Consider the following 23,084-nt stretch of genomic DNA (forward strand, 5'->3'; position numbering starts at 1 on the left):
ACTCGCACCATGGAAGGCCCGACCAGCAGCGACGCGGACGTCGCCACCAGCCCCGCCGTGCCGCCGTCGTCGGGCGCCACCCTCGCCGTCCGCGGCGCGAGCGCGACGACGCGAACGACCCCGAACGCCGCCCGCACCCGCAAGACCCCCCGCCGCCCCACGATCCGGGACGTCGCGGCGGCGGCGGGCGTCAGCCGCGGCACGGTCTCGCGGTTCCTCAACGGCGGCCACTGGGTCTCGCCGGAGGCGCGCACGGCCGTCGAGGACGCCATCAAGCGCACCGGCTACCGCGCCAACGAACACGCCCGGTCGCTGGTCACGGGCCGGTCGAACTCGGTGGCGTTCCTGCTCACCGAGCCGCAGCACCTGCTGTTCGAGGACCCGAACTTCTCCCTGCTGCTGCGCGGCGCCACCCAGGCGGCCGCCACCCGCGAGATGCCGATGGTCCTGCTCGTGGCGGGCACGGCGGAGGAGCGGCGCCGCGTCGCGGGCTACGTCGAGGCCGGCCACGTCGACGGCGTGCTGCTCATCAGCTCCCACGAGGGCAACCCGATGCTCACCGAGCTGCTGCGGCTCGGCATCCCGACGGTCGCGTGCGGCGTGCCGCTCGGCTACGAGGACAAGATCGCCTACGTCACCGCCGACGACCACTCGGGCGGCCGGGCCATGACCCAGCACCTGCTGGACTCGGGCCGTCGTCGCATCGCCACGATCACCGGCCCCATGGACACCCCCGGCGGCGTGCTGCGGCTGCAGGGCTACCGCGAGGTGCTCGGGGACGCGTTCGACCCCGACCTGGTGGTGGAGGGCGACTACTCGCGCGAGTCGGGCCGGCTCGGCATGACGCGGCTCCTGGCCGAGCACCCGGACGTCGACGCCGTGTTCGTCCACAGCGACCTCATGGCCGCCGGCGCGCTGACCGCCGCGCAGGCCGCCGGTCGCCGGGTGCCGGAGGACGTCGCCGTGGCGGGGTTCGACGACAACGGCGTGGCCGCCCAGCTCCACCCCGCGCTGACCACCATGCGCCAGCCCTACGAGCGGATCAGCGCCGAGATGGTGCGGCTGCTGCTCGACGTCGTCGACGGCGCCGAACCCTCCGCGGTCACGCTGCCCACGTCGCTGGTGGTGCGGGACTCGGCCTGAACCGCGCCGGCGCGGCCACCGGGTGACACGCCGGACGGGCCCACGACGCCGCAGGTCAGGGCGTCTTCCACTCCCGCTCGAGCATCCCGTAGACGAGGGTGTCGGTCCACTCGCCCTTGGACCACCAGTCCTCGCGCAGCCGCCCCTCGGGTTTCAGCCCGATGCGCTCGCACAGCTTCGCCGAACGGTCGTTGCGGGCGTCGAGCTGTGCCACGACGCGGTGCATCCGGTAGTGGTCGAACGCGATCTGCAGCACGGTGCGCATCGCCTCGGTCGCGAACCCGCGGCCGGTCGCGCCCGGGTGGAACGCCCAGCCGACCTCCCCGCGCGACGTCGTGTCCCCGGTGGTCCACAGGGCGACGTCGCCGACCACGCGGCCCTCGAACTCGGCGACCAGCGCCAGCGCGGACCCCGGCTCGTCGATGCCGGTGCGCTGCATGCGCCGCGCCAGCTGCATCTCCGCGGCGTCGGGCGTCCACGGCTCCTCCAGCAGGAATCGCGTCACGTCCGGGTCGCCGTAGTACTCCATCAGGGGCTCGAGGTCGTCCTCCCGGTACGTGCGCAGCACGAGGCGGCTCGTCCTGACGGGCAGGGGAGCGCGCGGGGCGGGAATCGGCTCGGTCACGGTGACGCACCCTAACCCGCGCCGGGCCCGCGCACCCGCCCAGGTCCGCCGTCGTGCGCAAAATGCCTGGCGCGGCGCGGTGGCGCGCGCGACCCTGAACCCATGCAGTGGCGCATCCTCGAGGCCCCGCACGGCGACCTCGACCACCCCGACGGCTGGGCCTACCGCGGCATCGCGGAGGTCGAGCGGCAGGTCGCGCTCGCCGATCGCGGCACCGACGACGGCGCACCCACCGCCCGCGAGCTCGCCGTGAGCATGACCGACCAGACCTACCGCCGGCGTCGTCGGCTCGTCGCGGTGGTCGACGGCGGCACCCCGGCCGACGGCGGCACCCCGGCGGGCGGCGGCACCCCGGCGGGCGGGCCGCTGGTGGTCGGGCACGGGTTCCTCGGCTGCAACCTGCGCGACAACCTGCACCGCGCCGACGTGTACGTCGCCGTCGCCCCGCCCTACCGGCGCCGCGGGATCGGTGCGGCGCTCGCGGACGCCGTCGTCGCGCTCGCGCGGGCCGAGCCCGGCCGGACCACCGCGCTGTCCGAGGTCGAGTTCGCCGCCGAACCCGCGGCCGACGCCCCGGACGCCCTCGTCGCCCCCACCGGCAACGGCCGCATCAGCGCCGACCTGCCCGGCCTGCGGTTCGCGCGCCGCGCCGGCATCGGGCTGACGATGATCTCCCGGCGTTCGGTGCTGCGGCTGCCGGTGTCCGACGACGTGGCGCGGCTCGAGGAGCAGGCCCGCGCGGCCGCGGGTCCGGACTACCGGCTGCACGTCTGGCGCGACGACATCCCCGAACGGTGGCTCGCCGGGTACGCCGCGCTGGAGGAGCGCCTGACGATCGACGAGCCGAACCCCGGCCTCGACGTCGAACCCGAGCACTGGGACGCCGAGCGGATGCGGCACGAGATGCGCGAGCTGCGCGAGGCCGGCCGCGGCTGGCTGCTGACCGCCGCGGAGCACATCCCTACCGGCGAGCTGGTCGCGGCGACCATGCTGCTGTACTTCCCCGACCGGCAGGCCTACAGCGAGCAGGAGACCACCGTCGTCGTGCCCGAGCACCGGGGACGCCGCCTCGGGATGCTGGTCAAGTGCGTCAACCTGCGCGAGCACACCCGGGTGCGGCCCGCGACCGAGCGGATCTGGACGTGGAACAACGAGGACAACCCGCACATGCTCGCGATCAACGTCGCGATGGGGTTCCGGCCGGCGGGCGGCTCGGCGATGCTGCAGGCGCCGCTCGCGGACCTGCGGACGCTCTCGCGCTGACCCGGGGGCCTCGGTTCGGCAGTTCAGCCCCGGATCGGCAGGTCGACCTGCCGATCCGGGGCTGAACTGCCGAACCGACGGATCACGCCGAGACACCGTCTCGCTGCCTTGCGGGCGCCGCCGCCGTTAGCGTCACAGCACGGCCGCCGTCGCCCGGAGGCCGGTCACGCACCGAGACCCCAGGAGATCGCCATGGCCGTCGATGCCTCCCCGTCCGCCCTCGCCGCGCTGCGCGACCACGCGCCCGACGAGCCCGTCGTCATGCTCAACCTGCTCCGCTTCGCCCCCGGCGGACGGGACACGTACGCCGACTACATGCGCGGCGCCGCGCCGTTCCTGCAGCAGTACGGCGGCGAGCTCGTCTACGCGGGCGAGGCCGGCGACGCGCTCGTCGCGGAGGAGGGTCAGGAGTGGGACGCCGTCCTGGTGATCCGGTACGTGTCCCGGGACGCGTTCGTGCGCATGGTCTCCGACCCCGGCTACCAGGAGGTCTCCACCCTGCGGGGCCGTGCCCTGTCCGAGGCGGTGCTGCAGCCGACGGTCCCGTGGCGGGGCCGCGGGGAGAGATGATCGCCCGCGACGCGTAGCGTGGGGGCATGGCCGACCGACTCCGCTCCGCCACGTCCCCCTACCTGCGGCAGCACGCCGACAACCCGGTCGACTGGTGGCCGTGGAGCGAGGCCGCCTTCGCCGAGGCCCGCCGACGCGACGTGCCCGTCCTGCTGTCCGTCGGGTACGCCGCCTGCCACTGGTGCCACGTCATGGCCCACGAGTCCTTCGAGGACACCGAGGTCGCCGAGGTGATCAACGCGGGCTTCGTGCCGATCAAGGTCGACCGCGAGGAGCGCCCCGACGTCGACGCCGTCTACATGGCCGCCACCACGGCGATGACCGGCCAGGGCGGCTGGCCGATGACGGCGTTCCTCACCCCGGACGGCGACGCCTTCCACACCGGCACCTACTTCCCGCGCGAGCCGTTCCTCGAGGTGCTCGGCGCCGTCCGGGACGCCTGGACCGACGCCCGCGACGCCGTCGGCGAGCGGGCCGACGCCGTCACCGCGGCGATCGCGCAGACCGCCACCGGGATGCCGCCCGCGCCGATCGAGGCCGCCGAGCTCGACGCCGCCGTCGACGCCCTGCTCGCCGACGCCGACACCACGCACGGCGGGTTCGGCGGCGCGCCCAAGTTCCCGCCGTCGATGACCCTCGACCACCTGCTGCGCCACCACGCCCGCACCGGCAACCCCGCCGCCCTGGAGCACGTGGAGCGCACGTGCACCGCGATGGCGCGCGGGGGCATCTACGACCAGCTCGGCGGCGGGTTCGCGCGGTACTCCGTCGACGAGGCCTGGGTGGTGCCGCACTTCGAGAAGATGCTGTACGACAACGCCCAGCTCCTCGGCGTCTACGCGCGCTGGTGGCGGGCCACCGGGTCCCCGCTGGCCGAGCGCGTCGTCCGCGAGACCGCCGGGTTCATGCTGCGGGACCTGAGCACGTCCTCCGGCGGGTTCGCCTCCGCGCTCGACGCGGACACCGACGTCGACGGCCGCAGCGTCGAGGGTTACACGTACGCCTGGACCCCCGCCCAGCTGCGGGAGGTGCTCGGGGACGACGACGGCGCCCGCGCCGCCCGCGTCCTCGGCGTCACCGAGGCGGGCACCTTCGAGAACGGGACCTCGACCCTGCAGCTCGTCGAGGACCCCGACCCCGAGTGGTGGGCCGACGTGCGGAGCCGACTCCTCGTGGCACGGCTCGAGCGCCCCCAGCCCGCCCGGGACGACAAGGTCGTCACCGCCTGGAACGGCATCGCGATCGCCACGCTCGCCGACGCCGGGGCCATGCTCGACGAACCCCTCTGGGTGGCCGCCGCCCGCAAGGCCGCGTCGTTCCTGCTCAGCGAGCACGTCGTCGAGGGCCGGCTGCGGCGCGCCTCCCGCGGCGGGATCGTCGGGGACGCGCTCGGCGTCGCCGCCGACCACGGCGGTCTCGTCCGCGGGCTCCTCTGCCTGCACCAGGCCACCGGCGAGGCGCAGTGGCTCGACTCCGCCGTGCAGATCCTCGACGCCGCCGTCGACCTGTTCGGCGCGGAGGAGGACGGCGGGTTCTACGACGTCGGCTCCGACGCCGAACGCCTCGTGGTCCGGCCCCGCGACCCCAGCGACGGGCCCGAGCCGTCCGGCCAGTCGGCGCTGGCCGAGGCCCTCATGACCGCCGCGGCGCTCACCGGGTCGGCCCGGTACCGCGAGCTCGCCGAGGCCGCCGTGAGTGCCTCGGGGACGCTCGCGCGGCGGGCGCCCCGGTTCGCGGGCGGCGTGCTCACGGCCGCCGAGGCGCTCGCCGACGGTCCGCGGCAGGTCGCCGTCGTCGGGGCGTCGGCCGGCGGGGACGGCGGCGTGCTGCTGGAGACCGCCCGCACCGGCGGGGCCGCGCATCACCTCGACGACGGCGGAGCCCGGCTGGCGGGCGCGATGCTGCGGACCGCACGCCGCGCGCACACCGCGGGGGCCGTCGTCGTGCCCGGTGCTCCGGACGCTCCGGGGGTGCCGCTGCTGGCCGGGCGGCCGCTCGTGGATGACGGGCCGGCAGCCTACGTGTGCCGCGGGTTCGTGTGCGACCGGCCGGTGACCACCGCCGAGGAGCTGGCGGACCTCCTCCTCCCCGCGAGGTAGGCCAACCCCTCGCGAGGTAGGCGAACCCTTGGCGAGGTAGGGGACCTCCCCGCCAGGTAGGCAGGCGATTCGCGAGGTCGTACCTTCCGTCTCCCGGTCGTACTCCGCGGGTACGACCCGGAGACGGAAGGTACGACCTCGCGAACCGCGGCCGGCGGGGGTCAGTCGAGCGTCAGCGCCTGCAGCTCCTCGAGCGACCCGTCGAACACGTTCATGTCGATGTGGGTCTCCTCGCCGGAGTAGCCGTCCAGCACGTCGCGGTCGGAGTACTGCCAGAACTCCCACTCGTGCCGCGGCACGTCCGGGGTGAGTGCCACCGCGCGGATCCACAGCGGGTGGTCGTCGTAGTCGTCACCCAGGAACCGTTCGCGGAACTCCTGGGTGGTGTAGAGGATCGGCGGCGCGCCGTAGTGCTCCTCCAGGTCGGCGAGCAGCGGGTCGAGGATGGCTCGCAGCTCTGCGACGCTCGGCGGGTCGGCCGCGAACCCGGCGTAGTACTCGGCGTCGACCACCGGCGGCAGGGTGCCCGGGGTGGCGGGGACCTGCTCGATCATGTTCGCCGCCTGCGTCTCGCCGGGGCTCTCGAAGGACAGGAAGTGGTAGGCGCCCACCACCAGGTCCGTCGCCAGGGCACCGTCCCAGTTGGCGGCGAAGCGCTCGTCGACGTGGCTCGACCCCTCGGTCGCCTTGATGAACGCGAAGTCGATGTCCTCGTCGGCCAGCACGGGCCAGTCGATGTCGCCCTGGTAGCTCGAGACGTCGACACCGCGTACGTCGTAGCCGCTCGCCAGGAACCGGTTCGGCCAGAGCACCCCGTTCCACACCAGCAGCGCGAGCACCCCCACCACCAGCACCGACGCAGCGAGAGCCGCTGCCGTCCACCGCAGCCACCGCCGTCGTCCCACCCGCTGTGCACCCATGTCCTCATCCTGGCAGGCCGCCCGGCAGGGAGACGCACGCCACGGAACCGGCCCGCGACGTCGGACGTTGCCACGACGACACCCGCAGATCCCACGGAGGAACCCCGCATGCCCGCCACCTCGACGAAGCCGCCGCTGACCGGCCTCGGCCGCCTCTTCGCCGTCGTCGCCTGGATCGAGGCGTTCACCTGGGCCGGCCTCCTGGTCGGCATGTTCCTCAAGTACGTCACCGAGACCACCGAGGCCGGGGTCTGGCTGTTCGGGCGGCTGCACGGCGGGGCATTCGTCGCCTACGGGATCGTCGCCCTGGTCGTCGCCGTGAAGTACCGGTGGGGGATCTGGCGCACGCTCGTGGCGCTCGCGGCGGCCGTCCCGCCGCTGACGACGCTGCTCGCCGAGTGGTGGCTGCGCCGCACCGGCCACCTGACGGCACCGGACGCGCGGACCGCACCGGACGTGCCGACCGCGGCCGAACGGTCGGTGCCGACCGCCTGACGGCCCCGGCCCCGCGCACCCGCCGCTGTGGGCATGAAATCTGCACCCCTGGAACGCTCCAGAGCTGCAGATTTCATGCCCACAGCGTCTCGGGCAGTCAGTCGAGGCGCGTCGGCCGGTCGATCACCCGGGACATCACGATCGACGTGCGCGTCTTGTCGACGCGCGCACCCACGCGGAAGGACTCGACGATCCGTTCCACGTCGGACATCGAGTCGGCCATGATCTGCACGAGCGCGTCCGCCTCGCCGGTGACGGTGTCGACGCGCACCACCTCGGGGATCGGGCCGAAGTCGCGCTCCAGCGTCGCCGGCGAGATGTTGCCGCGGCAGAAGATCTCGACGTAGGCGACGATCCGCCACCCGAGCTGCTCGGGGGAGACCTGCACGGTGAACCCCGAGATCTCCCCGCGCGCCTGCATGCGGTCGACGCGCCGCTTCACCGCGGGCGCGGACAGGCCCACGGACTCGCCGATCTCGGCGAACGACGCCCGCCCGTCGCGCAGCAGGTGCCCCACGATCTTCCGGTTGATCTCGTCCACCGTTTCCCCTCCTCGCGCGTCGATCTGTTGCGTCCAGGCTAACGAATCGTGCAGAACCGCGCCCCAATGGGCAAGATCGTTGCCGTCGGCCACAACGTCGCTCCCCGTACCGTCCCGGTATGACGCTGCTCACACCACCCCTGCCCGGGCCCGGGACGCTACCGGCGACGTCGGCGACGCCGTCCGACCGGGCCGCCACCCCGCGCCACTACCTCATGTGCCCGCCGGTCCACTTCGACGTCGTCTACGCGATCAACCCCTGGATGGACGTCAGCGTCCCGGTCGACGCCGGGCACGCCGTCGTGCAGTGGCAGGCCCTCAAGGCGGCCTACGAGTCCCGCGGCCACCGGGTCGACGTGATCCGCCCCGAGCCGGGACTGCCGGACATGGTCTACGCGGCCAACGGCGGCGTCGTCGTCGGCGGCCGTGCCCTCGCCGCGCGCTTCACCCACCCCGAGCGTCAGCCCGAGGGCGCCGCCTACGAGGCGTGGCTGCGCACCACCGGCGCCGACCACGGCCTGCAGAGCCTCGGCCAGGCCGCCGAGCTCAACGAGGGCGAGGGCGACCTGCTGTGGGACGGCGAAGTCCTGCTCGCCGGCACCGGCTTCCGCACCAGCCGCGCCGCGCACGCCGAGGCCTCCGTCCGGCTCGACGTCGACGTCGTCACCCTCGAGCTCGTCGACCCGCGCTTCTACCACCTCGACACGGCGCTGGCCGTGCTGAGCACCGGCACCCGGGGCGACGGCGGCACGCACGACGGCGGCACGCGGCCCGAGATCGCGTACTTCCCGGAGGCGTTCACCCCGGCGTCCCGCGCCGTGCTGCGCGAGCGGTACCCCGACGCGATCGAGGCCACCGAGGACGACGCCGCGGTCCTCGGCCTCAACGCCGTCAGCGACGGCCGCCACGTGTTCCTGTCCGACCGTGCCACCGGGATGCACGCCGCGCTGCGCGAGCGCGGGTTCGACCCCGTCGGGGTCGACCTGTCCGAGCTGCTCAAGGGGGGCGGATCCGTCAAGTGCTGCACCCTCGAGCTGCGTGCCGCGCAGCCGTCGTCCACCGAGCCGAAGGAGGCCCGCGCATGACCACCGTCGACCTGCTGGACGTCGCCGCCACCGCCCGCTGGGTCGCCGGCCGCGGCGCCGAGCGCATCATCACCGAGCTGATCGACGCCCTCGCCGCCGACTTCCGGCGCTGGCCCGAGCTCGACAAGCGGCCCCGCGTCGCCTCGCACTCCGCGGAGGGCGTCATCGAGCTCATGCCCACGTCCGACGGCGTCACCTACGGGTTCAAGTACGTCAACGGCCACCCGGTGAACCCGGCGCGAGGCTTCCAGACCGTCACCGCGTTCGGCGTGCTCGCCGACGTCCACAACGGCTACCCGACGTTCCTCGCGGAGATGACCCTGCTGACGGCCCTGCGCACGGCGGCGACGTCGGCGCTCGCCGCGCGCCTGCTGGCCCGCCCGGACAGCCGCACGCTCGCGCTGATCGGCACCGGAACCCAGGCGGAGTTCCAGGCGCTCGGGATGCGCGCCGCTCTCGGGATCACGCACCTGCGGGCCTGGGACGTCGACCCGGCGGCCCGCGAGAAGCTGGTGCGCAACGCCCGCGCGCTCGGGTTCGACGTCCACGAGGCCACCAGCGCCGCCGACGCCGTCCGCGGTGCCGACGTCGTGACCACCTGCACCGCGGACAAGCGCGACGCCACCGTGCTGACGGCGGACATGCTGGCCGACGCCGCCCCCGGGGTTCACGTCAACGCGATCGGCGGTGACTGCCCGGGAAAGACCGAGCTGGAGGCGAGCATCCTGACGGCGCCGGGCCGTCCGGGCGCACCCGCCCCGGCCGTGGTGGTCGAGTACACGCCGCAGACGCGCATCGAGGGCGAGATCCAGCAGCTCGACCCCGACTTCCCGGTGACCGAGCTGTGGGAGATCCTCGTCGGCGACGCCGTCGGGCGGACCGCCCCCGACCAGGTGACCGTCTTCGACTCGGTCGGGTTCGCCGTCGAGGACTGGACGGCCCTGCGCTACGTGCACGAGGCCGTGCGCCGCGACGCACCCGCCCTGCTGCAGCAGGTGGACCTGATCGCCGAACCGGCCGACCCGAAGGACCTGTGGTCGCTCGTCGCGGCGGAGGCCTTGGCCGCCCAGCGGTGACCGGCCGGCGGTGACGGTCCGCCGTCGCCGCGCCGAGCCCCCCGACGTCGCCGCCGCTCAGGTCCGTACGGGCCGGGCGGTGGCGACGTCGTCGACCACGTCGACGATGGCCTGCAGGTTCGCGATGAGGGCCCCGTACAGCGGCCAGTAGCGGGCACCGAGGTCCTCGTCGGACAGGTCGTCGGCGAGCTCGCGCAGGTCGGCGCGCAGCGGTGCGACGTCCTGGTCGGGGTCGGCGACGCGCCGGCCGGTCTCGGCGAGCAGCGCGATGTACCGGCCGCGGAAGCGCTCGTCCCACGAGTCGGCCTCCCGGCTGGACTCGCGCACCTGCCGGGCGATGCTCTGCGTCTGCACGACGCCCTCCTCGAGGCGCAGCAGGATCTGGGGATAACCCTGGATCTCCTCGCCGGGGTGGCGCCGACGGCGGGGGTTCCAGCGTCCGGCCTCGCGGGCGGTGTTGACCAGCGACCAGGCGTGGTCGACGTCGCGGGAGATCTCCCGGGTGCGTTCGATCCAGTCGTCCTCCTCCTGGGAGTCCCAGGGCCGCTCCATCTGGGTGGCCATGTCGCTGAGCAGTGAGCCGAGCTTGGCGTCGACGTCGTCGATCTGCTGCTGGGCGCTGCGGTCGTTGAGCGGCGGGAAGACGAGCAGGTTGACCAGCACGGCCACACCGACGCCGACGGCCGTGTCGAGGAGGCGGTCGGGCAGCAGGTCGATGGCGCGCTGCTCGGACAGGTTGTAGCCGGTGGTGATGACGAACAGGGCGGTGGTGGCGACGGTGACGCCCTCTTCACGCAGCCAGGGCAGGCGCCCCAGGATCAGCCCGACCAGCAGCGCCAGCCCGAACGACCACACGGTGGCCTCGAAGGCGGTGACGACCACGAGGGAGAGCAGGATGCCGGCGCCGACCGCGAGCACGGTCTGCACTCCGCGCCAGAGCGTGCGGTGGACGGTGGCATGGACCGTGAGCAGCGCGACCCAGGGGGCGAGGAACGCCTGCTCGAGCCCGAGCACCATCTCGGCCAGCGCCCAGGCGGCGGTCGCCGCGAGGGCGGCCTTGAACATCTGCAGCGCGTCGGTCTGGTTCGCGGGGGAGGCGAACCAGTCGCGTGTTCGTGACCAGACCCGTTCGACCATGAGCATCAGTGAACCGGAACGCCCGCGGCCGCGCTCGCGCAGACGGGCGTGACTTTCCCCGCACGGGCAGGTGTTGGAACAATGCCCTGCGAGTCGGTCCGGTCGGTGGGGAACAGAGGTGGCGCATGACGGCGACGGATCCCGGCAGGGCCGGGTCGGTGGCTGCGGACGACGTCGCCCGCACGCTCCGGGAGACCGCCGCCGCGGCAGGGCACGACGACGGTCCGGGCGCGCCGGGCACGGCGGACCCGGACGTGGTGCGCACCGCGCTGGCGAGCCTGCCCCACGACGAGCAGCAGCTGCTGTGGGACCTGCACGTGGTCGAGCGCCGGGTCGAGGTGGTGGCCCGGGAGATGGGGATGCACGTGCGTGCGGTGCTGCGGCGTCTGCGTGTCGCGGAGCAGCGCCTCACCGGTGCCCTCTCGGCGGCGCACGCCCGGGGCGCCGTGCCGCAGCCGTGCCTGGAGACGCGCACCTCGCTGCCCGAGTACGTCCGCCACGACCTGCCCGCGGCGCGTCGCCGGTCGTTCGAGGAGCACCTGTTCGGCTGCTCGGGCTGCATGCGCGCGTTCGTGGACGTGCGGCAGGCCGGTTGGGCGCTGCGCGACGTCGCTCCCGTGCTGCTGGCCGGTACGGCGGGCAGCGGCGTCGCGGTGCCGGTGGTGGTCGGGGCGCTGGGTGCGCCGTCGACGACGGCGGGCCTGCTGGCGTGGCCCGCTGCGGCGGGTGGTGCGCTCGCGGGCGCGTGGGAGTGGCTGGCGCGCGACCTGCGGCAGGTCTTCGGGCGGCCGGTGGCAGTGGTGGGTGCCGTGGGCGCCACGGTGGTGGCGGTGGCGGCTGCCGCGATGCTCGGCGGTCTCGGCGGGCCCGCGGCGGACGAGCCGCCGGCGGCGGCGGTCGGTGCGGCCGTGCCCGACGACGGTCCGGCCGCGGTGGCGTCGTCGAGCCCGTCTCCCGCGGCGAGCGCGACGCCGGAGCCCAGCCCGAGCGCGACGCCGGAGGCCACGCCGTCGGCGTCGCCCACGCCGGAGGCCACCCCGTCGCCGGGGACCGCCGAGGGCACGGGCGCGCTCGTCCCGGCCGTGCCGCCGGAGCCCGACCCGACGCCGACGCCCGACGCGACCGGTGGCGACGACGACCCCGCGGAACCGGCGGAACCCGGTGCCCCGGGCGATGGGGCGGGATCCGGCGGTCCCGACCCCGCGCCGTCGTCGGACCCGGACCCGACGCCCACGCCCGACCCCACGCCGACGCCCAACCGGTCGAGCGAGCCCACGCCCGGACCGACACGCACCGAACCGCCCCCGCCGCCCCCGGAGCCGGAGCTCGTGTCCGTCACGGTCGGTCTCGACGTGCCACGGCACGGGTACTACCTGGTCGACCCCACGGGGGACGCGCAGGTCGCGGCCGTCTCCGCCCGGCGCGGCAACGTCCGTGTCGAGCAGCGGCACGGCGGCTGGTGGGTGTGGACGCGGGGTGCGTCGCGCGGCACGGTCTCGGTGGAGCTGGAGGTCACCGAGGGGGCCCGGCACGGGGCGCGGCTGTCGTTCCTCGGCCTGGACTGATCAGGCGGGGACGCGCTCCAGCAGGGTCAGCACCTCGTAGTGCCCGGTCTGCGGGAACATGTCGAGCAGCACCGCCCGCCGCGGACGCAGCGACGGCATGTGCTTGAGATCGCTGGCGAGCGTCTGGGCCCGGCAGCTGGAGTAGAGGACGTGGCGGACCCGGGAGGCCTCCAGGCGCCCGGCCAGGTCCGGGCCGATCCCGCGCCGCGGCGGGTTGACGATCACGAGCTCGGGGTCGTCGTCGGTGCCGAGCGCGAACCCGGCCGCGTCGCCGGCGTCGAACCGGACGCCCGCCACGGCATCCCGCCACCACGCGGCGTCTTGGTCGCCGACGACGGCGGCGGCCGGCAGGGCGGCGAGCTCGGCCGCCGTCGTGGTCGCCGACGCCACGGCCTCGGCGGAGATCTCGATGCCCGTCACGGACCGGCCGGGCGCGGCGCAGTGCAGCGCGAACCCGCCGACGCCGCAGTACAGGTCCCACAGCGACGCCGGGTCGATCTCCTCCACCCAGTCGCGCGCCTGCCGGTACAGCGCCGCGGCGACGCCGGTGTTGGTCTGGAAGAAGCTCTGCGGGCGCAGGTGCAGCGTGATGCCGTCGACGCGCATCGGCAGGGTGGCGCGCTCGGTGAGCACGATCTCCTCGTCGCCCTCCAGGACGGCGGCATGGGCGGGCTGGACGTTGACGCTGAGCACCGCGAGCGCCGGGAGGCGGGCGTGCAGCCAGGGCAGGTGCTTGCGGATGCGGGCGACGGCCTCGGTGGAGCGCAGGACGAGCCGCACCATGAGCTCGCCGTCGGCGGAGAGCGTGACCAGGACGTGCTTGAGCTCGCCGCGGCGGGCGGCGTCGCGCGGGGTGACGCGGCGTCCGTCTCGTTCGGGGGTCAGGTCGTAGGGCCGGATCGTGGCGCGGGTGACCAGTTCGGCGAGCGGTGCGAACGCCTCCTGCAGCGCCGGGGGGTAGAGGCCGCAGTCGGTGAGGTCGACGCTCTGCCCGGCGTACGGGCCGGGCGGTCCGACGATGCCGAGGACCGGGTCCTCGACGGTGCCGGTGACGACCATCTTGGCCTTGTTGCGGAACCCGCTCTCCGGTCCGACGACGGGCGGCAGCCAGGTGACGTCGTCGTGCGCCGCGAGCAGCTCGGCCACGTGCGCCTGCTTGTCGCGGACCTGTTGGGGGCGCGCGATGTCGAGGAGGGTGCACGAGCGGCACCGGCCGGCGTCGTAGTGGGGGCACTGCACGCCCCCATTGTCCCGGGCGCGGGCCTCAGTCGTCGAAGCGGTCGGCGTCAGGCGACGAACAGGCAGAACGGGTGCCCCTGCGGGTCGGCGTAGACGCGCAGCGGTTCCTGCGGGTCGTCGGACCGGTCGAACAGCAGCCGGGCACCGAGGGCGAGGGCCCGTTCGTGCTGCCGGTCGAGCTCTGTCGCGTCGGGGACCGTGGTGTCGAGGTGGAGCTGCTGGGGCACGGCCGGGTCCGGCCAGGTGGGTGATGCGATGCTGTCGACCTGCTGGAACGCGAGGCTGAACCCGCCGGTACCGGCCAGGACCAGCCAGTCGGCGCCGCGGGGGTCGGGTTCGCCGTCGACCGGGGGCTCGTCGCCGGGCCGGTAGTGCAGTCCGAAGAGGCGGCGGTAGAACTCGGCCAGGGAGCGTGCGTCGGTGGTGTCGAGCACGATCTGTCGGATGCGCGGGAAGGTGTCGGCGGTCGGTGTGGTCATGTCCGGTCCTCCTCGTCCGGTCCGGGGAACCGGTCGGCGATGGCGTGCAGCCGGGCTAGGTAGGCCGGCCAGTCGACCGGCCAGATGTTGGTGTTGCCCTCCTGCAGCCCCACCGCGCCGTCGATCTGCTCGCGCAGGATGTCGGCGTGGCCGGCGTGCCGCTGCAGGTCGGCGAGCACGTGCACGCACACCTGGTGGAGGGTGACCTCGCCGCGCTCGCCCCACCAGGGCACCCGGCCGGGTGCGTCGAGGGGCAGCGTCTCGATGGTCTCGTCCGCGAACGCGCCGACCCGCCGGTACAGGTCGCGCAGGTCGTCGGCGGACTCGTGAGGCTCGGCGTAGAAGTCGGCGTTCGGCTCCTCGTCCCAGCGCTCGGTCCAGGACAGCTCCTGCGGGGTGGGCCAGTCCCGGCCGAACGTCTCGCCGAAGTAGCCGACCTCGACGCTGGCGGCGTGCTTGACCAGGCCGAGCAGGTTGGTGCCGGTGCCGGTCCGCGGGGTGCGCAGCGCCCGCTCCGACAGGCCCTCCGTCTTCCACAGCAGCGCCTCGCGAGTGCCGCGCAGGTACCGCAGCAGCGTGGCCTTAGCGGGGTCGGTGGGGTCCGCGGGTGGTTCGTGGGTCGGGTCCGTCATCGTCGCTCCTTCCTCGGGCCCGCCGGGACGGCCGGGACGTCGAGGGGGAGCAGCCCGCGGCGGGCCGCGACGGCCACCGCCTCGGCGCGGCCGGAGACGTCCAGCTTGGCCAGCAGGTTGGACACGTGCACGCTGACGGTCTTGGCGGTGATGAAGAGCTCCTCGCCGATCTGCCGGTTGGACAGTCCCCGTGCCACGAGGGCGAGCACCTCGTCCTCGCGGTCGGTGAGCGGGGAGGAGGTGCGCCGTGACCCGGGCAGCGCGATGCGGGCCCGGCGCGCCCAGGTGCGGGTCGCCTCGGCCAGCGGTCGGGCGCCCATCGCCTCCGCCTCGGCCAGCGTCTCGGCGGCCTCGCGGGCCGCGCGGTCGGGTTCGCCGGCGGCGCGCAGCGCCTGGGCCCAGCGCAGCCGGCTGCGCGCCCGCTCGTAGCGGTGGCCGTAGTCGAACGCGGCCACGGTGACCTCCCACCGGCCGGGGTCGGCGGGGCCGTCGGTCAGCGCGGTGACGGCGCGGGCGTGCTCGGCGTCGGCGCGCGCCAGCCAGGCCCTGCCCTCGGGGCCGAGCTCGCCGCTGCGGGTCCGGCCCGTGCGGGCGGTGTCGTGGGCCGTGGCGACCAGGGCGTCGGCGCGCGCTCGCAGCGTGTCGCGGGTGCCGTCGTCGTGCCGGGCGCCCGGGTCCTCGGCACCGGCGGCCAGGGCGCCGAGCGCGAGCGCCGCGAGCCGGATCCCGCCGAGGAAGTGCGGGCTCCACACCCGGGCGAGGTGGTCGGTGACGTCGGTGGCCAGCCGCGCCGCGTCGTCGTACCGGCCGGCCCAGGTCAGCGCGTCGACGCCGGCGCTCCCGCCGCACAGCGCGACGAACCCGTCGACGTCCCACAGGCCGCGCAGCGCGTCGACCTGCTCGAGCGCGTCCGTGTCGCCGCGCGCCACGGCGGCCTGCGCGCGCACGCCGGCGAACATCGCCGCCTCGGGTGCCGGCACGTCCGACGGCGCCCCGCCGTCGGACAGGTCGCCGCGCACGTAGCGCAGCACCTCGGTGAGCAGCCGCATCCACACGCCGAACGGGCTGCGGGACGTGGCGGTCTCCCGCGTGCGGGCGATGCCGCGGGCCAGGACGTGCTCGGCCTCGTCGAGGTGGCCGGCCTCGTAGTGCGCGACGGCGAGGTTCTGCCAGCACCGTGCCTCGGTCATCACCGCACCGACCTCGCGGGCGCGGCGCACGGCCACCTCGCCGAGCCGCACGGCCTCCGCCGGGTCGGCGCTCTCCAGCGCCGCGGCGGAGGCGAGGGCCTCGATCTCCACGACGGGTGCGTCGACCTGCTCGGCGACCTGCATGGCGCGGCGCAGGTGGTCGCGGGCCGCGGCGTCCTCGTCGCGGTTGAGCTCGATCCGGCCGCGCACGGCGAGCGTGGCCGCCAGCTCGCGCGTGGGCGCGTCGCCCAGGGCCTCCAGCGCCAGGTCGGTCTGCTCGACGGCGCCGGTCAGGTCGTCGACGTCCAGGAGGAACTGCGCCAGCTTGTGGCGGGCGCCGGCCTGCCGGACCGGGTCGTCGTCGAGGGCCTCGATCGCCCGGCGCGCGAGCTGGACCGCGCGGACGGTCTGGCCGTGGCGGGCGGCGGCACCCGCGGCGGCGAGCGCGACGTGCACGCGGTCGTGCCCGATCAGGTCGGCGGCGTCGGGCACGGACTCCCACAGCGACAGCACCTCCTCCAGGTGCCGGCGCTGCTCGGCGGGCGCGAGCAGCTCGCGGGCCCGCTGCGCCGCCGCCCACGAGGACGTCAGCGCGGTGGTCAGGTCGTGGCCCTGCAGCGCGTGGTGGGCGCGTTCGGCGGCCGAGCCGAGGTCCGGGTCGTCGAGGAGCGCCGCGAGGAACGTGCGGTGGGCGGCCGCGCGCTCCCCGGGCAGCAGGTCGGTGTAGAGGGCCTCGGCGACGAGCGCGTGCCGGAACGCGAGGTGGTCCTCCTCCAGGGTCAGCACCTGGTGCGCGACGGCGCCGTGCACCGCGGTGACGGCGGCGCCGTCGCCGTCGAGCCCGGGGGTGCGGGCGGCGACGGCGAGCAGCAGGTCCTCGGCGACCCGGCGTCCGCCCACGGACGCGAGCCGGACGAGGTGGTGCACCGGTGCGGGCAGGTCCTGCAGGCGGGCGTGCAGGACGTCGGCGAGGGACCAGGGCAGCGGTCCGCCGATGCTGCCGGCGGCCAGCAGCTCCTCGGCGAAGAAGGCGTTGCCGTCGCTGCGGCGCTGGATGTCCGCGAGGTGGTGCTCGGGCAGCGGTCCGCCCTGCAGCGCGGTGGTGAACCGGCGCAGCTCGTCGGGCGTGAAGGGGGCGAGCTCGACGTGCTCGACGCGGTCGAGGCGGTGCAGCTCGGCGAGCAGGGGACGCAGCGGGTGACGGCGGTCGACGTCGTCGGCGCGGTAGGTGAGCACGAGCAGCAGGTGCTCGGCCCGCAGCCGCGTGACCAGGAACCGCAGCACGTCGCGGGTGGAGGGGTCGGCCCAGTGTAGGTCCTCCACGACGAGGACGAGCGGCGCCCCGGGCGCGCCGGCGGCGGCGAGCGTGGTCGCGATGCCGTCCAGGAGCGGCAGCCGGTCCACGGACGCGCCCGCGGGGTCGTCCGTCGTCGGGGCACCGGTCGGTCCGAGCAGGCGGGCGAGCGCGGGACGGGTGGCCAGGACGTCGGCGACGGCGTCGTGCCCGTCGGCGAGGAGGCGCAGCGCCTCGCTGAACGGCAGGTAGGGGATGCCGACGTCGCCGAGGTCGACGCAGTGCGCGACGACGGCCCGTCCGCCGACGTCCTCGGCGCGCGCCGCCAGGTGCTTGACCAGGCGGGTCTTGCCCACGCCGGCGTCGCCACCGATCACCAGCACGCCCGGGTCGCCGTGCGCGGCGCGTTCGAGCGCACGGCCGAAGCCCTCGACCTGCGGCTCGCGCGCGACGAGGGGGATCTGTGACGAGCGTCTCACCCCGCCATGGTCCCACCGGCCCCCGACACGGGGCGGTGCGGGGCGCGGTGGTGGGGACGGCGTACCGGCGGGGCCGACGGCTCGGCGACGACGGCGGATATCGTCTCGCGCACGCGCAGGCTCTGCCGCACGCGGCGCAGCACCGCCCGCCAGGCACGCCCGCCGAGGAGCGGGCGACCGTAGGCCAGGGCGGCGCGCTCGCGACGGTAGGCGAGCTCGGCCTCCATCGCGGGTCCGAACAGCTGCTGGTTCATCGTCGTGCTCCCTCCGGCGGGTCCGTCGGGACCGACGATGCCGCTGAGGCGGGCACCCGGACATCGTCCGATCGACCGGTCCTGACGCCGTCGGGTACCTCAGACGGCGGCCCGGCAGCCTGAGGTGGGTGGCGGATGTCGAGATCCGTCCGGTGGCTCCGTCCCCGGGGTGTCGGCACGATCGACGCAAGGACCACTCGAGACCACGACGACCACGAAGGAGCACCATCATGGCCAGGTACCTGCTGCTCAAGCACTACCGCGGCGGCCCGGAGCAGCGCCCGAACGCCCGCGAACCGATGGACCGCTGGACGCCTCAGGAGGTCTCGGACCACATCGCGTTCATGCAGCACGTCGCCGACACGCTCACCGAGCGCGGCGAGTTCGTCGACGCCCAGGCGCTCTCCCCGGACGGCACGTTCGTCCGGTACGACGGCGAGGGACGCCCGCCGGTCACCGACGGTCCGTTCGCCGAGACCAAGGACGTCATCGCCGGCTGGATGATCATCGACGTCGACTCGGTCGAGCGGGCGCACGAGGCGGCGGCGTTCCTGTCGTCCGCACCCGGCCAGGGCGGCAAGCCCCTCGAGGAGTGGATCGAGGTGCGCCCGTTCCTGTCCGACGTCCCCGCTGAGGCGTAGCGGTGGGCGCCGAGGGCGTGGCCGGGGACCGGCTGGGCGAGCTCCTGCGCGAGCTCGGCCCGCCGGTCCTCGGCATCCTCGTGCGCCGCGGCGCCGACTTCGCCGCGGCCGAGGACTGCGTGCAGGAGGCGCTGCTCGAGGCGTCCCGGCGGTGGCCCACCGACGTGCCCGCCGAGCCGCGCGGCTGGCTCGTCACCGTCGCCTGGCGACGTTTCCTCGACGTGCGGCGCGCCGAGTCCGCACGCCGGGGACGGGAGGACCGGGCGGCCCTCGAACCGGACCCCGGTCCCGTCGAGCAGGCCGACGACACCCTGCTGCTGCTCAGCCGGTGCTGCCACGAGGCCCTCAGCCCGGCGTCGGCCGTGGCCCTCGCGCTGCGGGCGGTCGGCGGGCTGACGACGGCGCAGGTCGCCGCCGCGTACATGGTCCCGGAGGCGACGATGGCGCAACGCATCAGCCGCGCCAAGCGCACGCTCGCCGGCCGCCGCCTCGACCGACCCGGCGACGTCCGCGCCGTGCTGCGGGTGCTCTACGTGATGTTCTCCGCGGGGCACGCCGGCGAGGTGGACCTGGCCCGCGAGGCGATCCGGCTCACCCGCCAGCTCGAGGCGGCCACCGACGACCCCGAGGTGGCCGGGCTCCTGGCGCTGATGCTGCTCACCGACGCCCGGCGTGCCGCCCGCTGGACGGCGGGCGGCGAGCTCGTGGCGCTCGCCGATCAGGACCGCGGCCGGTGGGACACCGCGCAGGTCGCCGAGGGGGTCCGGATCCTGCAGGGGGCGCTGGCGCGCGACCGGCTCGGCGAGTACCAGGCCCAGGCCGCGATCCAGGCCCTGCACGACGACGCCGCGACGGCCGACGAGACCGACTGGGTGCAGATCCTGGGCTGGTACGACGAGCTGGTGGCGCTCGCGGACTCGCCGGTGGTGCGCCTGAACCGGGCGGTCGCCGTCGGGCACGCCGACGGGGCGCTCGCGGGGCAGCGCGCGCTGGCCGACGTCGACGACGGCGTGCCGGGGGCCGACGCGGTCGCCGCCTACCTGCACGAGCTGGCCGGCGACCGCGAGGAGGCGGCGCGGCGGTACGCACAGGCCGCGGAGGCCGCCACGACCGTCCCGGAGCGGGACCACCTGGTGAAGCAGGCGGCCCGGCTGCGGGCCGGGGTCCGGCGTGACGGCCGTCCTGAACCGGGCGGTGAGACAGAGGGTAGGCATACCTAATTCGCGGTGCTAGCGTATGCCTCGTCATGACACACCGTCACGACAGTTCGTCATGAACATGCTCGACCGGGAGGTCACCATGCCCGCCGCCGTCGCCCTCGACGCACCTCTGTCCGCCCTGCTGCGCGAGGGCACCCGTGCCGAGCACGAGCAGGCCGAGAATGAGGGCTTCGTCTCCCGGCTGATGTCCGGCGGGCTCGACGTCGCCGCCTACGCCGACCTCGCCGCCCAGCAGCACGCCGTGTACACGGCGCTGGAGGAGGCGAGCGCCGTCGTCCGTGCCGACCAGCGCGGCACCGGCCTGGTGTTCGACGAGCTGACGCGGGTGCCCGCCATCGAGCGTGACCTGGCGTACCTGCACGGCGACGGATGGCGCGAGGAGATCCGCGTCCTGCCGGCCACCGAGACGTATGTCGCGCGGCTGCGCGATGTCGGGGGCGACCTGCCCCGCTACGCCGCGCACGCCTACACCCGCTACCTCGGCGACCTGTCCGGTGGGCAGATCGTCCAGCGCATGATGCAGCGCCACTACGGCATGGGAGTCGCCGGGCTGGAGTTCTACGACTTCCCCGAGATCGTCAAGGTCAAGCCGTTCAAGGACCTGTACCGCGAGCGCCTCGACGGCCTCGCGCTCTCGGCCGAGGAGACCGACGTCGCGGTGGCCGAGGCGCAGGAGGCCTTCCGGCTCAACCGTGCCGTCTTCGTCGAGCTGGGGGAGCGGCACCCGGGCGTCTCGCGCTGACGCGCCGCCGGGATCGCGCCCGGCGTCCCCTGTGAGGTGGTCCACAGGACTGCCGCACGCCGAGATCTTGATAAGTCAGGCTAGCCTCATCTAACTTAGGCACGCCTCGCCTAACCTGGCGAGCGAAGTCAGGAGTCACCCAGCATGTCCTCGGCACGTCGCCACGGAGCGTTCGCCGCCCTCACCGCCGCCGCGGTCGCCCTGCTCGCCGCCTGCAGCGGCACCGCAGCCCACGACGACGGCACCACCACCGCCGTCGCCGGCCCGCCGCTGGCCGAGCTGGCAGCGGGCGAGGACCACCTCGCCGACCCGCACGACTGGACCGGCGAGGTCGTCGTCGAGGCCGCGGCGACGCCCGTCTCACCCGTCGCCACCGACCCCGCCCCGCAGCTGCCCGCCACCGTCACCGACGCCCAGGGCACCGAGGTCACCGTCACCGACACCAGCCGCATCCTCGCGCTCGACCTCTACGGCACCCTCGCGCGCACCGTGTTCGAGCTCGGCCTCGGCGAGAGCGTGGTCGGCCGCGACACCTCCTCGACGTTCCCGGAGATCCTCGACCTGCCCGAGGTCACCTCGAACGGCCACGACCTGACCGCCGAGGCGATCCTCGAGCTCGCGCCGAGCGTCATCCTCACCGACACCTCCCTCGGCCCCTGGGACGTCGTGCTGCAGATGCGCGAGGCCGGCATCCCTGTCGTCGTCGTCGACTCCCACCGCAGCACCGACAACGTCGGCGACCTCACGCGGTCCGTCGCCGCCGCCCTCGGCGTGCCCGACGCCGGCGAGCGGCTCGCCGAGCGAACCCAGGACGAGATCGACGCCACCGTCGCCCAGGTCGCCGAGCTCGCGCCCGCCGACGACGCCGACAGGCTGCGCGTCGCCTTCCTCTACGTGCGCGGGCAGTCCGGCGTCTACTACCTCTTCGGCGACGGGTCCGGCGCCGACTCCCTCATCGAGTCCCTCGGCGCCGTCGACGTCGCCGGCGAGATCGGCTGGACCGGCATGCGCCCCGTCAACGACGAGGGCATCATCTCCGCCCAGCCCGACGTGCTGCTCATGATGTCGGGCGGTCTCGAGTCCGTCGGCGGCGTCGACGGGCTCCTCGAACGTCTGCCCGCCCTCGCCGAGACGCCCGCCGGGCAGAACCGGCGCGTCGTCGCCATGCCCGACAGCCAGGTCCTCGCCTTCGGCCCGTCCACCACCGGTGTCGTCGACGCCCTCGCCCGCGCCCTCTACGCCCCCGCGAGCCTCGGATGAGCGCCCTTGCCGACGGCGGCGTGCGCACTCTGCCACCCGCCCGCACCGGCCGCGTCACCGTGCTGTTCGTGCTGCTCGGTACCGCCCTCGCCGTACTCGCGGTCGTCTCCGCCGGGTCCGGCCAGCTCCACGTGCCGCCGTCGGAGGTGCTCGGGGCGCTCGCCCGCGGCGTCGGCCTCGACCTCGGTCCGGAACCCACCCACCCCAACGGCTACGCCGCCCTGTGGACCATCCGGTTCCCCCGCGTCGTCATGGCGATCTGCGTCGGAGCGGCCCTCGCGGCCGCCGGCGCCGTCATGCAGGGCGTGTTCGGCAACCCGCTGGCCGACCCCGGCGTCGTCGGCGTCTCGTCCGGTGCCGCCGTCGCCGCCGCCGCCACCATCGCGCTCGGGTGGACCGCCGTCGGCCCCTGGACGACGGCGACCGCGGCGTTCGTCGGCGGCCTGGTCGCCACCTTCGCCGTGTACGCGCTCGCCCGCTCCGGTGGACGCACCGAGGTCGTCACCCTGGTCCTCACCGGCGTCGCGATCAACGCCGTCTGTGGGGCCGGGCTGGCGCTGTTCACGTTCCTCGGCGACACCCAGGCTCGCGAGGAGATCGTCTTCTGGCAGCTCGGCTCGCTCAACGGCACCCGCTGGGTCTACGTCGCGATCGTCGCGCCCCTGATGCTGGCCGGGCTGGTCGGCGCGATCGCGCTCGCCCGCCGCCTCGACCTGCTCTCCCTCGGGGAGCGGTCCGCCCGCCACCTCGGCGTCGACGTCGAACGGCTGCGCATCGTCGCCGTCGTCGTCGTCGCCCTGCTGACCGCCGCCGCCGTCGCGTTCTGCGGGATCATCTCGTTCGTCGGCCTCGTCGTGCCGCACCTGATCCGCATGGCCGTCGGGCCCGGGCACCGGGTGCTCGTGCCCGCCTCGGCACTCGGCGGGGCGGTGCTGCTGCTCGCCGCCGACCTCGCCGCCCGCACCGCCGTGCCGTACGCCGACCTGCCGATCGGCATGCTGACGGCGCTGGTCGGCGGGCCGTTCTTCCTGTGGCTCGTTCGGCGCACGCGCCGCCAGGCGGGAGGCTGGGCGTGAACCCGAGGAGCCCCCGCGGAGGGACGGCGAGGGACGAGGCGTACCGGAGCGAGGCACCG

At 74.9% G+C, this 23,084-nt stretch carries 22 protein-coding genes; 13 read left to right on the forward strand and 9 right to left on the reverse strand.

What is annotated here, in order from left to right; genetic code table 11:
- The first annotated feature begins 9 nt into the window (after nt 1-9).
- Nucleotides 10-1,143, forward strand: a complete 1,134-nt coding sequence (locus tag HDG68_RS15690) for a LacI family DNA-binding transcriptional regulator (protein WP_172153587.1) — start codon at nt 10-12, stop codon at nt 1,141-1,143.
- Nucleotides 1,144-1,198: 55 nt separating this feature from the next.
- Here the strand turns inward: HDG68_RS15690 and HDG68_RS15695 are convergent, their stop codons facing one another.
- Nucleotides 1,199-1,768, reverse strand: coding sequence for a GNAT family N-acetyltransferase (locus HDG68_RS15695; RefSeq protein ID WP_172153588.1), 570 nt, complete (start codon nt 1,766-1,768; stop codon nt 1,199-1,201).
- A 102-nt stretch (nt 1,769-1,870) separates the two neighbouring features.
- On the opposite strand from HDG68_RS15695, the gene HDG68_RS15700 reads away from it, so the two are divergent.
- The 3 genes from HDG68_RS15700 (at nt 1,871) to HDG68_RS15710 (ending at nt 5,700) form a co-directional block, all read left to right on the forward strand.
- Nucleotides 1,871-3,031 carry a GNAT family N-acetyltransferase gene (locus HDG68_RS15700; protein ID WP_172153589.1) on the forward strand — a complete coding sequence of 387 codons (1,161 nt, stop codon included), beginning with the start codon at nt 1,871-1,873 and terminating at the stop codon, nt 3,029-3,031.
- Between the two features lie 192 nt (nt 3,032-3,223).
- Nucleotides 3,224-3,601, forward strand: a complete 378-nt coding sequence (locus HDG68_RS15705) for a DUF1330 domain-containing protein (RefSeq protein WP_172153590.1) — start codon at nt 3,224-3,226, stop codon at nt 3,599-3,601.
- 26 nt (nt 3,602-3,627) lie between these two features.
- Nucleotides 3,628-5,700 (forward strand): thioredoxin domain-containing protein, encoded by a 2,073-nt coding sequence (locus HDG68_RS15710; protein ID WP_172153591.1) that lies wholly within the window; start codon nt 3,628-3,630, stop codon nt 5,698-5,700.
- Between the two features lie 161 nt (nt 5,701-5,861).
- Here HDG68_RS15710 and HDG68_RS15715 read toward each other — a convergent pair whose 3' ends face one another.
- Nucleotides 5,862-6,620 carry a GH25 family lysozyme gene (locus HDG68_RS15715; RefSeq protein WP_172153592.1) on the reverse strand — a complete coding sequence of 253 codons (759 nt, stop codon included), beginning with the start codon at nt 6,618-6,620 and terminating at the stop codon, nt 5,862-5,864.
- Between the two features lie 108 nt (nt 6,621-6,728).
- On the opposite strand from HDG68_RS15715, the gene HDG68_RS15720 reads away from it, so the two are divergent.
- Complete coding sequence (locus HDG68_RS15720) at nt 6,729-7,115, forward strand: DUF3817 domain-containing protein (protein ID WP_172153593.1); 387 nt, start codon at nt 6,729-6,731, stop codon at nt 7,113-7,115.
- A gap of 97 nt (nt 7,116-7,212) precedes the next feature.
- Here HDG68_RS15720 and HDG68_RS15725 read toward each other — a convergent pair whose 3' ends face one another.
- The gene (locus tag HDG68_RS15725; protein ID WP_172153594.1) at nt 7,213-7,656 is read right to left on the reverse strand and encodes an AsnC family transcriptional regulator; all 444 of its coding nucleotides are present in this window, start codon (nt 7,654-7,656) and stop codon (nt 7,213-7,215) included.
- 119 nt (nt 7,657-7,775) lie between these two features.
- On the opposite strand from HDG68_RS15725, the gene ddaH reads away from it, so the two are divergent.
- Both ddaH and HDG68_RS15735 read left to right on the forward strand, forming a co-directional pair.
- Nucleotides 7,776-8,741, forward strand: a complete 966-nt coding sequence (ddaH, locus tag HDG68_RS15730; RefSeq protein ID WP_172153595.1) for a dimethylargininase — start codon at nt 7,776-7,778, stop codon at nt 8,739-8,741.
- Nucleotides 8,738-9,817 carry an ornithine cyclodeaminase gene (locus HDG68_RS15735; RefSeq protein WP_172153596.1) on the forward strand — a complete coding sequence of 360 codons (1,080 nt, stop codon included), beginning with the start codon at nt 8,738-8,740 and terminating at the stop codon, nt 9,815-9,817. Before ddaH ends, HDG68_RS15735 begins: the two co-directional genes overlap by 4 nt.
- Before the next feature lie 57 nt (nt 9,818-9,874).
- On the opposite strand, the gene HDG68_RS15740 is transcribed toward HDG68_RS15735, so the two are convergent.
- Nucleotides 9,875-10,954, reverse strand: coding sequence for an FUSC family protein (locus HDG68_RS15740; protein ID WP_172153597.1), 1,080 nt, complete (start codon nt 10,952-10,954; stop codon nt 9,875-9,877).
- Between the two features lie 125 nt (nt 10,955-11,079).
- Here HDG68_RS15740 and HDG68_RS15745 point away from each other — a divergent pair, with 125 nt between their 5' ends.
- Nucleotides 11,080-12,519, forward strand: coding sequence for a zf-HC2 domain-containing protein (locus HDG68_RS15745; RefSeq protein WP_172153598.1), 1,440 nt, complete (start codon nt 11,080-11,082; stop codon nt 12,517-12,519).
- On the opposite strand, the gene rlmC is transcribed toward HDG68_RS15745, so the two are convergent.
- The 5 genes from rlmC to HDG68_RS17220 are packed head-to-tail and all read right to left on the reverse strand — an operon-like array spanning nt 12,520 to nt 18,086.
- Entirely contained in the window at nt 12,520-13,758 is a 1,239-nt protein-coding gene (gene rlmC / locus HDG68_RS15750; RefSeq protein ID WP_172153599.1) for a 23S rRNA (uracil(747)-C(5))-methyltransferase RlmC, read from the reverse strand.
- A gap of 47 nt (nt 13,759-13,805) precedes the next feature.
- Nucleotides 13,806-14,237: a VOC family protein gene (locus tag HDG68_RS15755; protein WP_172153600.1), complete on the reverse strand. Its 432-nt coding sequence runs from the start codon at nt 14,235-14,237 to the stop codon at nt 13,806-13,808.
- Complete coding sequence (locus HDG68_RS15760; RefSeq protein WP_172153601.1) at nt 14,234-14,869, reverse strand: DinB family protein; 636 nt, start codon at nt 14,867-14,869, stop codon at nt 14,234-14,236. Before HDG68_RS15760 ends, HDG68_RS15755 begins: the two co-directional genes overlap by 4 nt.
- A complete protein-coding gene (locus tag HDG68_RS17615; protein ID WP_343037618.1) occupies nt 14,866-17,832 on the reverse strand; it encodes a helix-turn-helix transcriptional regulator in 2,967 nt (988 codons plus the stop codon). Before HDG68_RS17615 ends, HDG68_RS15760 begins: the two co-directional genes overlap by 4 nt.
- Nucleotides 17,829-18,086 (reverse strand): hypothetical protein, encoded by a 258-nt coding sequence (locus tag HDG68_RS17220; RefSeq protein ID WP_246254142.1) that lies wholly within the window; start codon nt 18,084-18,086, stop codon nt 17,829-17,831. Before HDG68_RS17220 ends, HDG68_RS17615 begins: the two co-directional genes overlap by 4 nt.
- A gap of 230 nt (nt 18,087-18,316) precedes the next feature.
- Here HDG68_RS17220 and HDG68_RS15770 point away from each other — a divergent pair, with 230 nt between their 5' ends.
- From HDG68_RS15770 to HDG68_RS15790, 5 genes are all read left to right on the forward strand, one after another.
- A complete protein-coding gene (locus HDG68_RS15770) occupies nt 18,317-18,727 on the forward strand; it encodes a YciI family protein (RefSeq protein ID WP_172153603.1) in 411 nt (136 codons plus the stop codon).
- Nucleotides 18,728-18,729: 2 nt separating this feature from the next.
- Nucleotides 18,730-19,947, forward strand: coding sequence for an RNA polymerase sigma factor (locus HDG68_RS15775; protein WP_343037619.1), 1,218 nt, complete (start codon nt 18,730-18,732; stop codon nt 19,945-19,947).
- 52 nt (nt 19,948-19,999) lie between these two features.
- Nucleotides 20,000-20,689 carry a biliverdin-producing heme oxygenase gene (locus HDG68_RS15780; protein WP_246254144.1) on the forward strand — a complete coding sequence of 230 codons (690 nt, stop codon included), beginning with the start codon at nt 20,000-20,002 and terminating at the stop codon, nt 20,687-20,689.
- A 144-nt stretch (nt 20,690-20,833) separates the two neighbouring features.
- Nucleotides 20,834-21,949 carry a heme/hemin ABC transporter substrate-binding protein gene (locus HDG68_RS15785; protein ID WP_172153604.1) on the forward strand — a complete coding sequence of 372 codons (1,116 nt, stop codon included), beginning with the start codon at nt 20,834-20,836 and terminating at the stop codon, nt 21,947-21,949.
- Nucleotides 21,946-23,025 (forward strand): FecCD family ABC transporter permease, encoded by a 1,080-nt coding sequence (locus HDG68_RS15790; protein ID WP_172153605.1) that lies wholly within the window; start codon nt 21,946-21,948, stop codon nt 23,023-23,025. Before HDG68_RS15785 ends, HDG68_RS15790 begins: the two co-directional genes overlap by 4 nt.
- The last annotated feature ends 59 nt before the right edge of the window (nt 23,026-23,084 follow it).

The sequence above is a fragment of the Isoptericola chiayiensis genome, assembly GCF_013149805.1.
Classification (GTDB): Bacteria; Actinomycetota; Actinomycetes; order Actinomycetales; family Cellulomonadaceae; genus Isoptericola; species Isoptericola chiayiensis.

Excerpts from the sequence above, each read along its gene's own strand:
- HDG68_RS15760 (WP_172153601.1), bottom strand. The coding sequence starts at position 14,869 with ATGACGGACCCGACCCACGAACCACCCGCGGACCCCACCGACCCCGCT.
- HDG68_RS15720 (WP_172153593.1), top strand. The coding sequence starts at position 6,729 with ATGCCCGCCACCTCGACGAAGCCGCCGCTGACCGGCCTCGGCCGCCTC.
- HDG68_RS15755 (WP_172153600.1), bottom strand. The coding sequence starts at position 14,237 with ATGACCACACCGACCGCCGACACCTTCCCGCGCATCCGACAGATCGTG.
- HDG68_RS15785 (WP_172153604.1), top strand. The coding sequence starts at position 20,834 with ATGTCCTCGGCACGTCGCCACGGAGCGTTCGCCGCCCTCACCGCCGCC.
- HDG68_RS15710 (WP_172153591.1), top strand. The coding sequence starts at position 3,628 with ATGGCCGACCGACTCCGCTCCGCCACGTCCCCCTACCTGCGGCAGCAC.
- HDG68_RS15740 (WP_172153597.1), bottom strand. The coding sequence starts at position 10,954 with ATGGTCGAACGGGTCTGGTCACGAACACGCGACTGGTTCGCCTCCCCC.
- HDG68_RS15745 (WP_172153598.1), top strand. The coding sequence starts at position 11,080 with ATGACGGCGACGGATCCCGGCAGGGCCGGGTCGGTGGCTGCGGACGAC.
- HDG68_RS15690 (WP_172153587.1), top strand. The coding sequence starts at position 10 with ATGGAAGGCCCGACCAGCAGCGACGCGGACGTCGCCACCAGCCCCGCC.
- HDG68_RS15715 (WP_172153592.1), bottom strand. The coding sequence starts at position 6,620 with ATGGGTGCACAGCGGGTGGGACGACGGCGGTGGCTGCGGTGGACGGCA.
- ddaH (WP_172153595.1), top strand. The coding sequence starts at position 7,776 with ATGACGCTGCTCACACCACCCCTGCCCGGGCCCGGGACGCTACCGGCG.
- HDG68_RS15770 (WP_172153603.1), top strand. The coding sequence starts at position 18,317 with ATGGCCAGGTACCTGCTGCTCAAGCACTACCGCGGCGGCCCGGAGCAG.
- HDG68_RS15780 (WP_246254144.1), top strand. The coding sequence starts at position 20,000 with ATGAACATGCTCGACCGGGAGGTCACCATGCCCGCCGCCGTCGCCCTC.
- HDG68_RS15700 (WP_172153589.1), top strand. The coding sequence starts at position 1,871 with ATGCAGTGGCGCATCCTCGAGGCCCCGCACGGCGACCTCGACCACCCC.
- HDG68_RS17220 (WP_246254142.1), bottom strand. The coding sequence starts at position 18,086 with ATGAACCAGCAGCTGTTCGGACCCGCGATGGAGGCCGAGCTCGCCTAC.
- HDG68_RS15705 (WP_172153590.1), top strand. The coding sequence starts at position 3,224 with ATGGCCGTCGATGCCTCCCCGTCCGCCCTCGCCGCGCTGCGCGACCAC.
- HDG68_RS15790 (WP_172153605.1), top strand. The coding sequence starts at position 21,946 with ATGAGCGCCCTTGCCGACGGCGGCGTGCGCACTCTGCCACCCGCCCGC.
- HDG68_RS15735 (WP_172153596.1), top strand. The coding sequence starts at position 8,738 with ATGACCACCGTCGACCTGCTGGACGTCGCCGCCACCGCCCGCTGGGTC.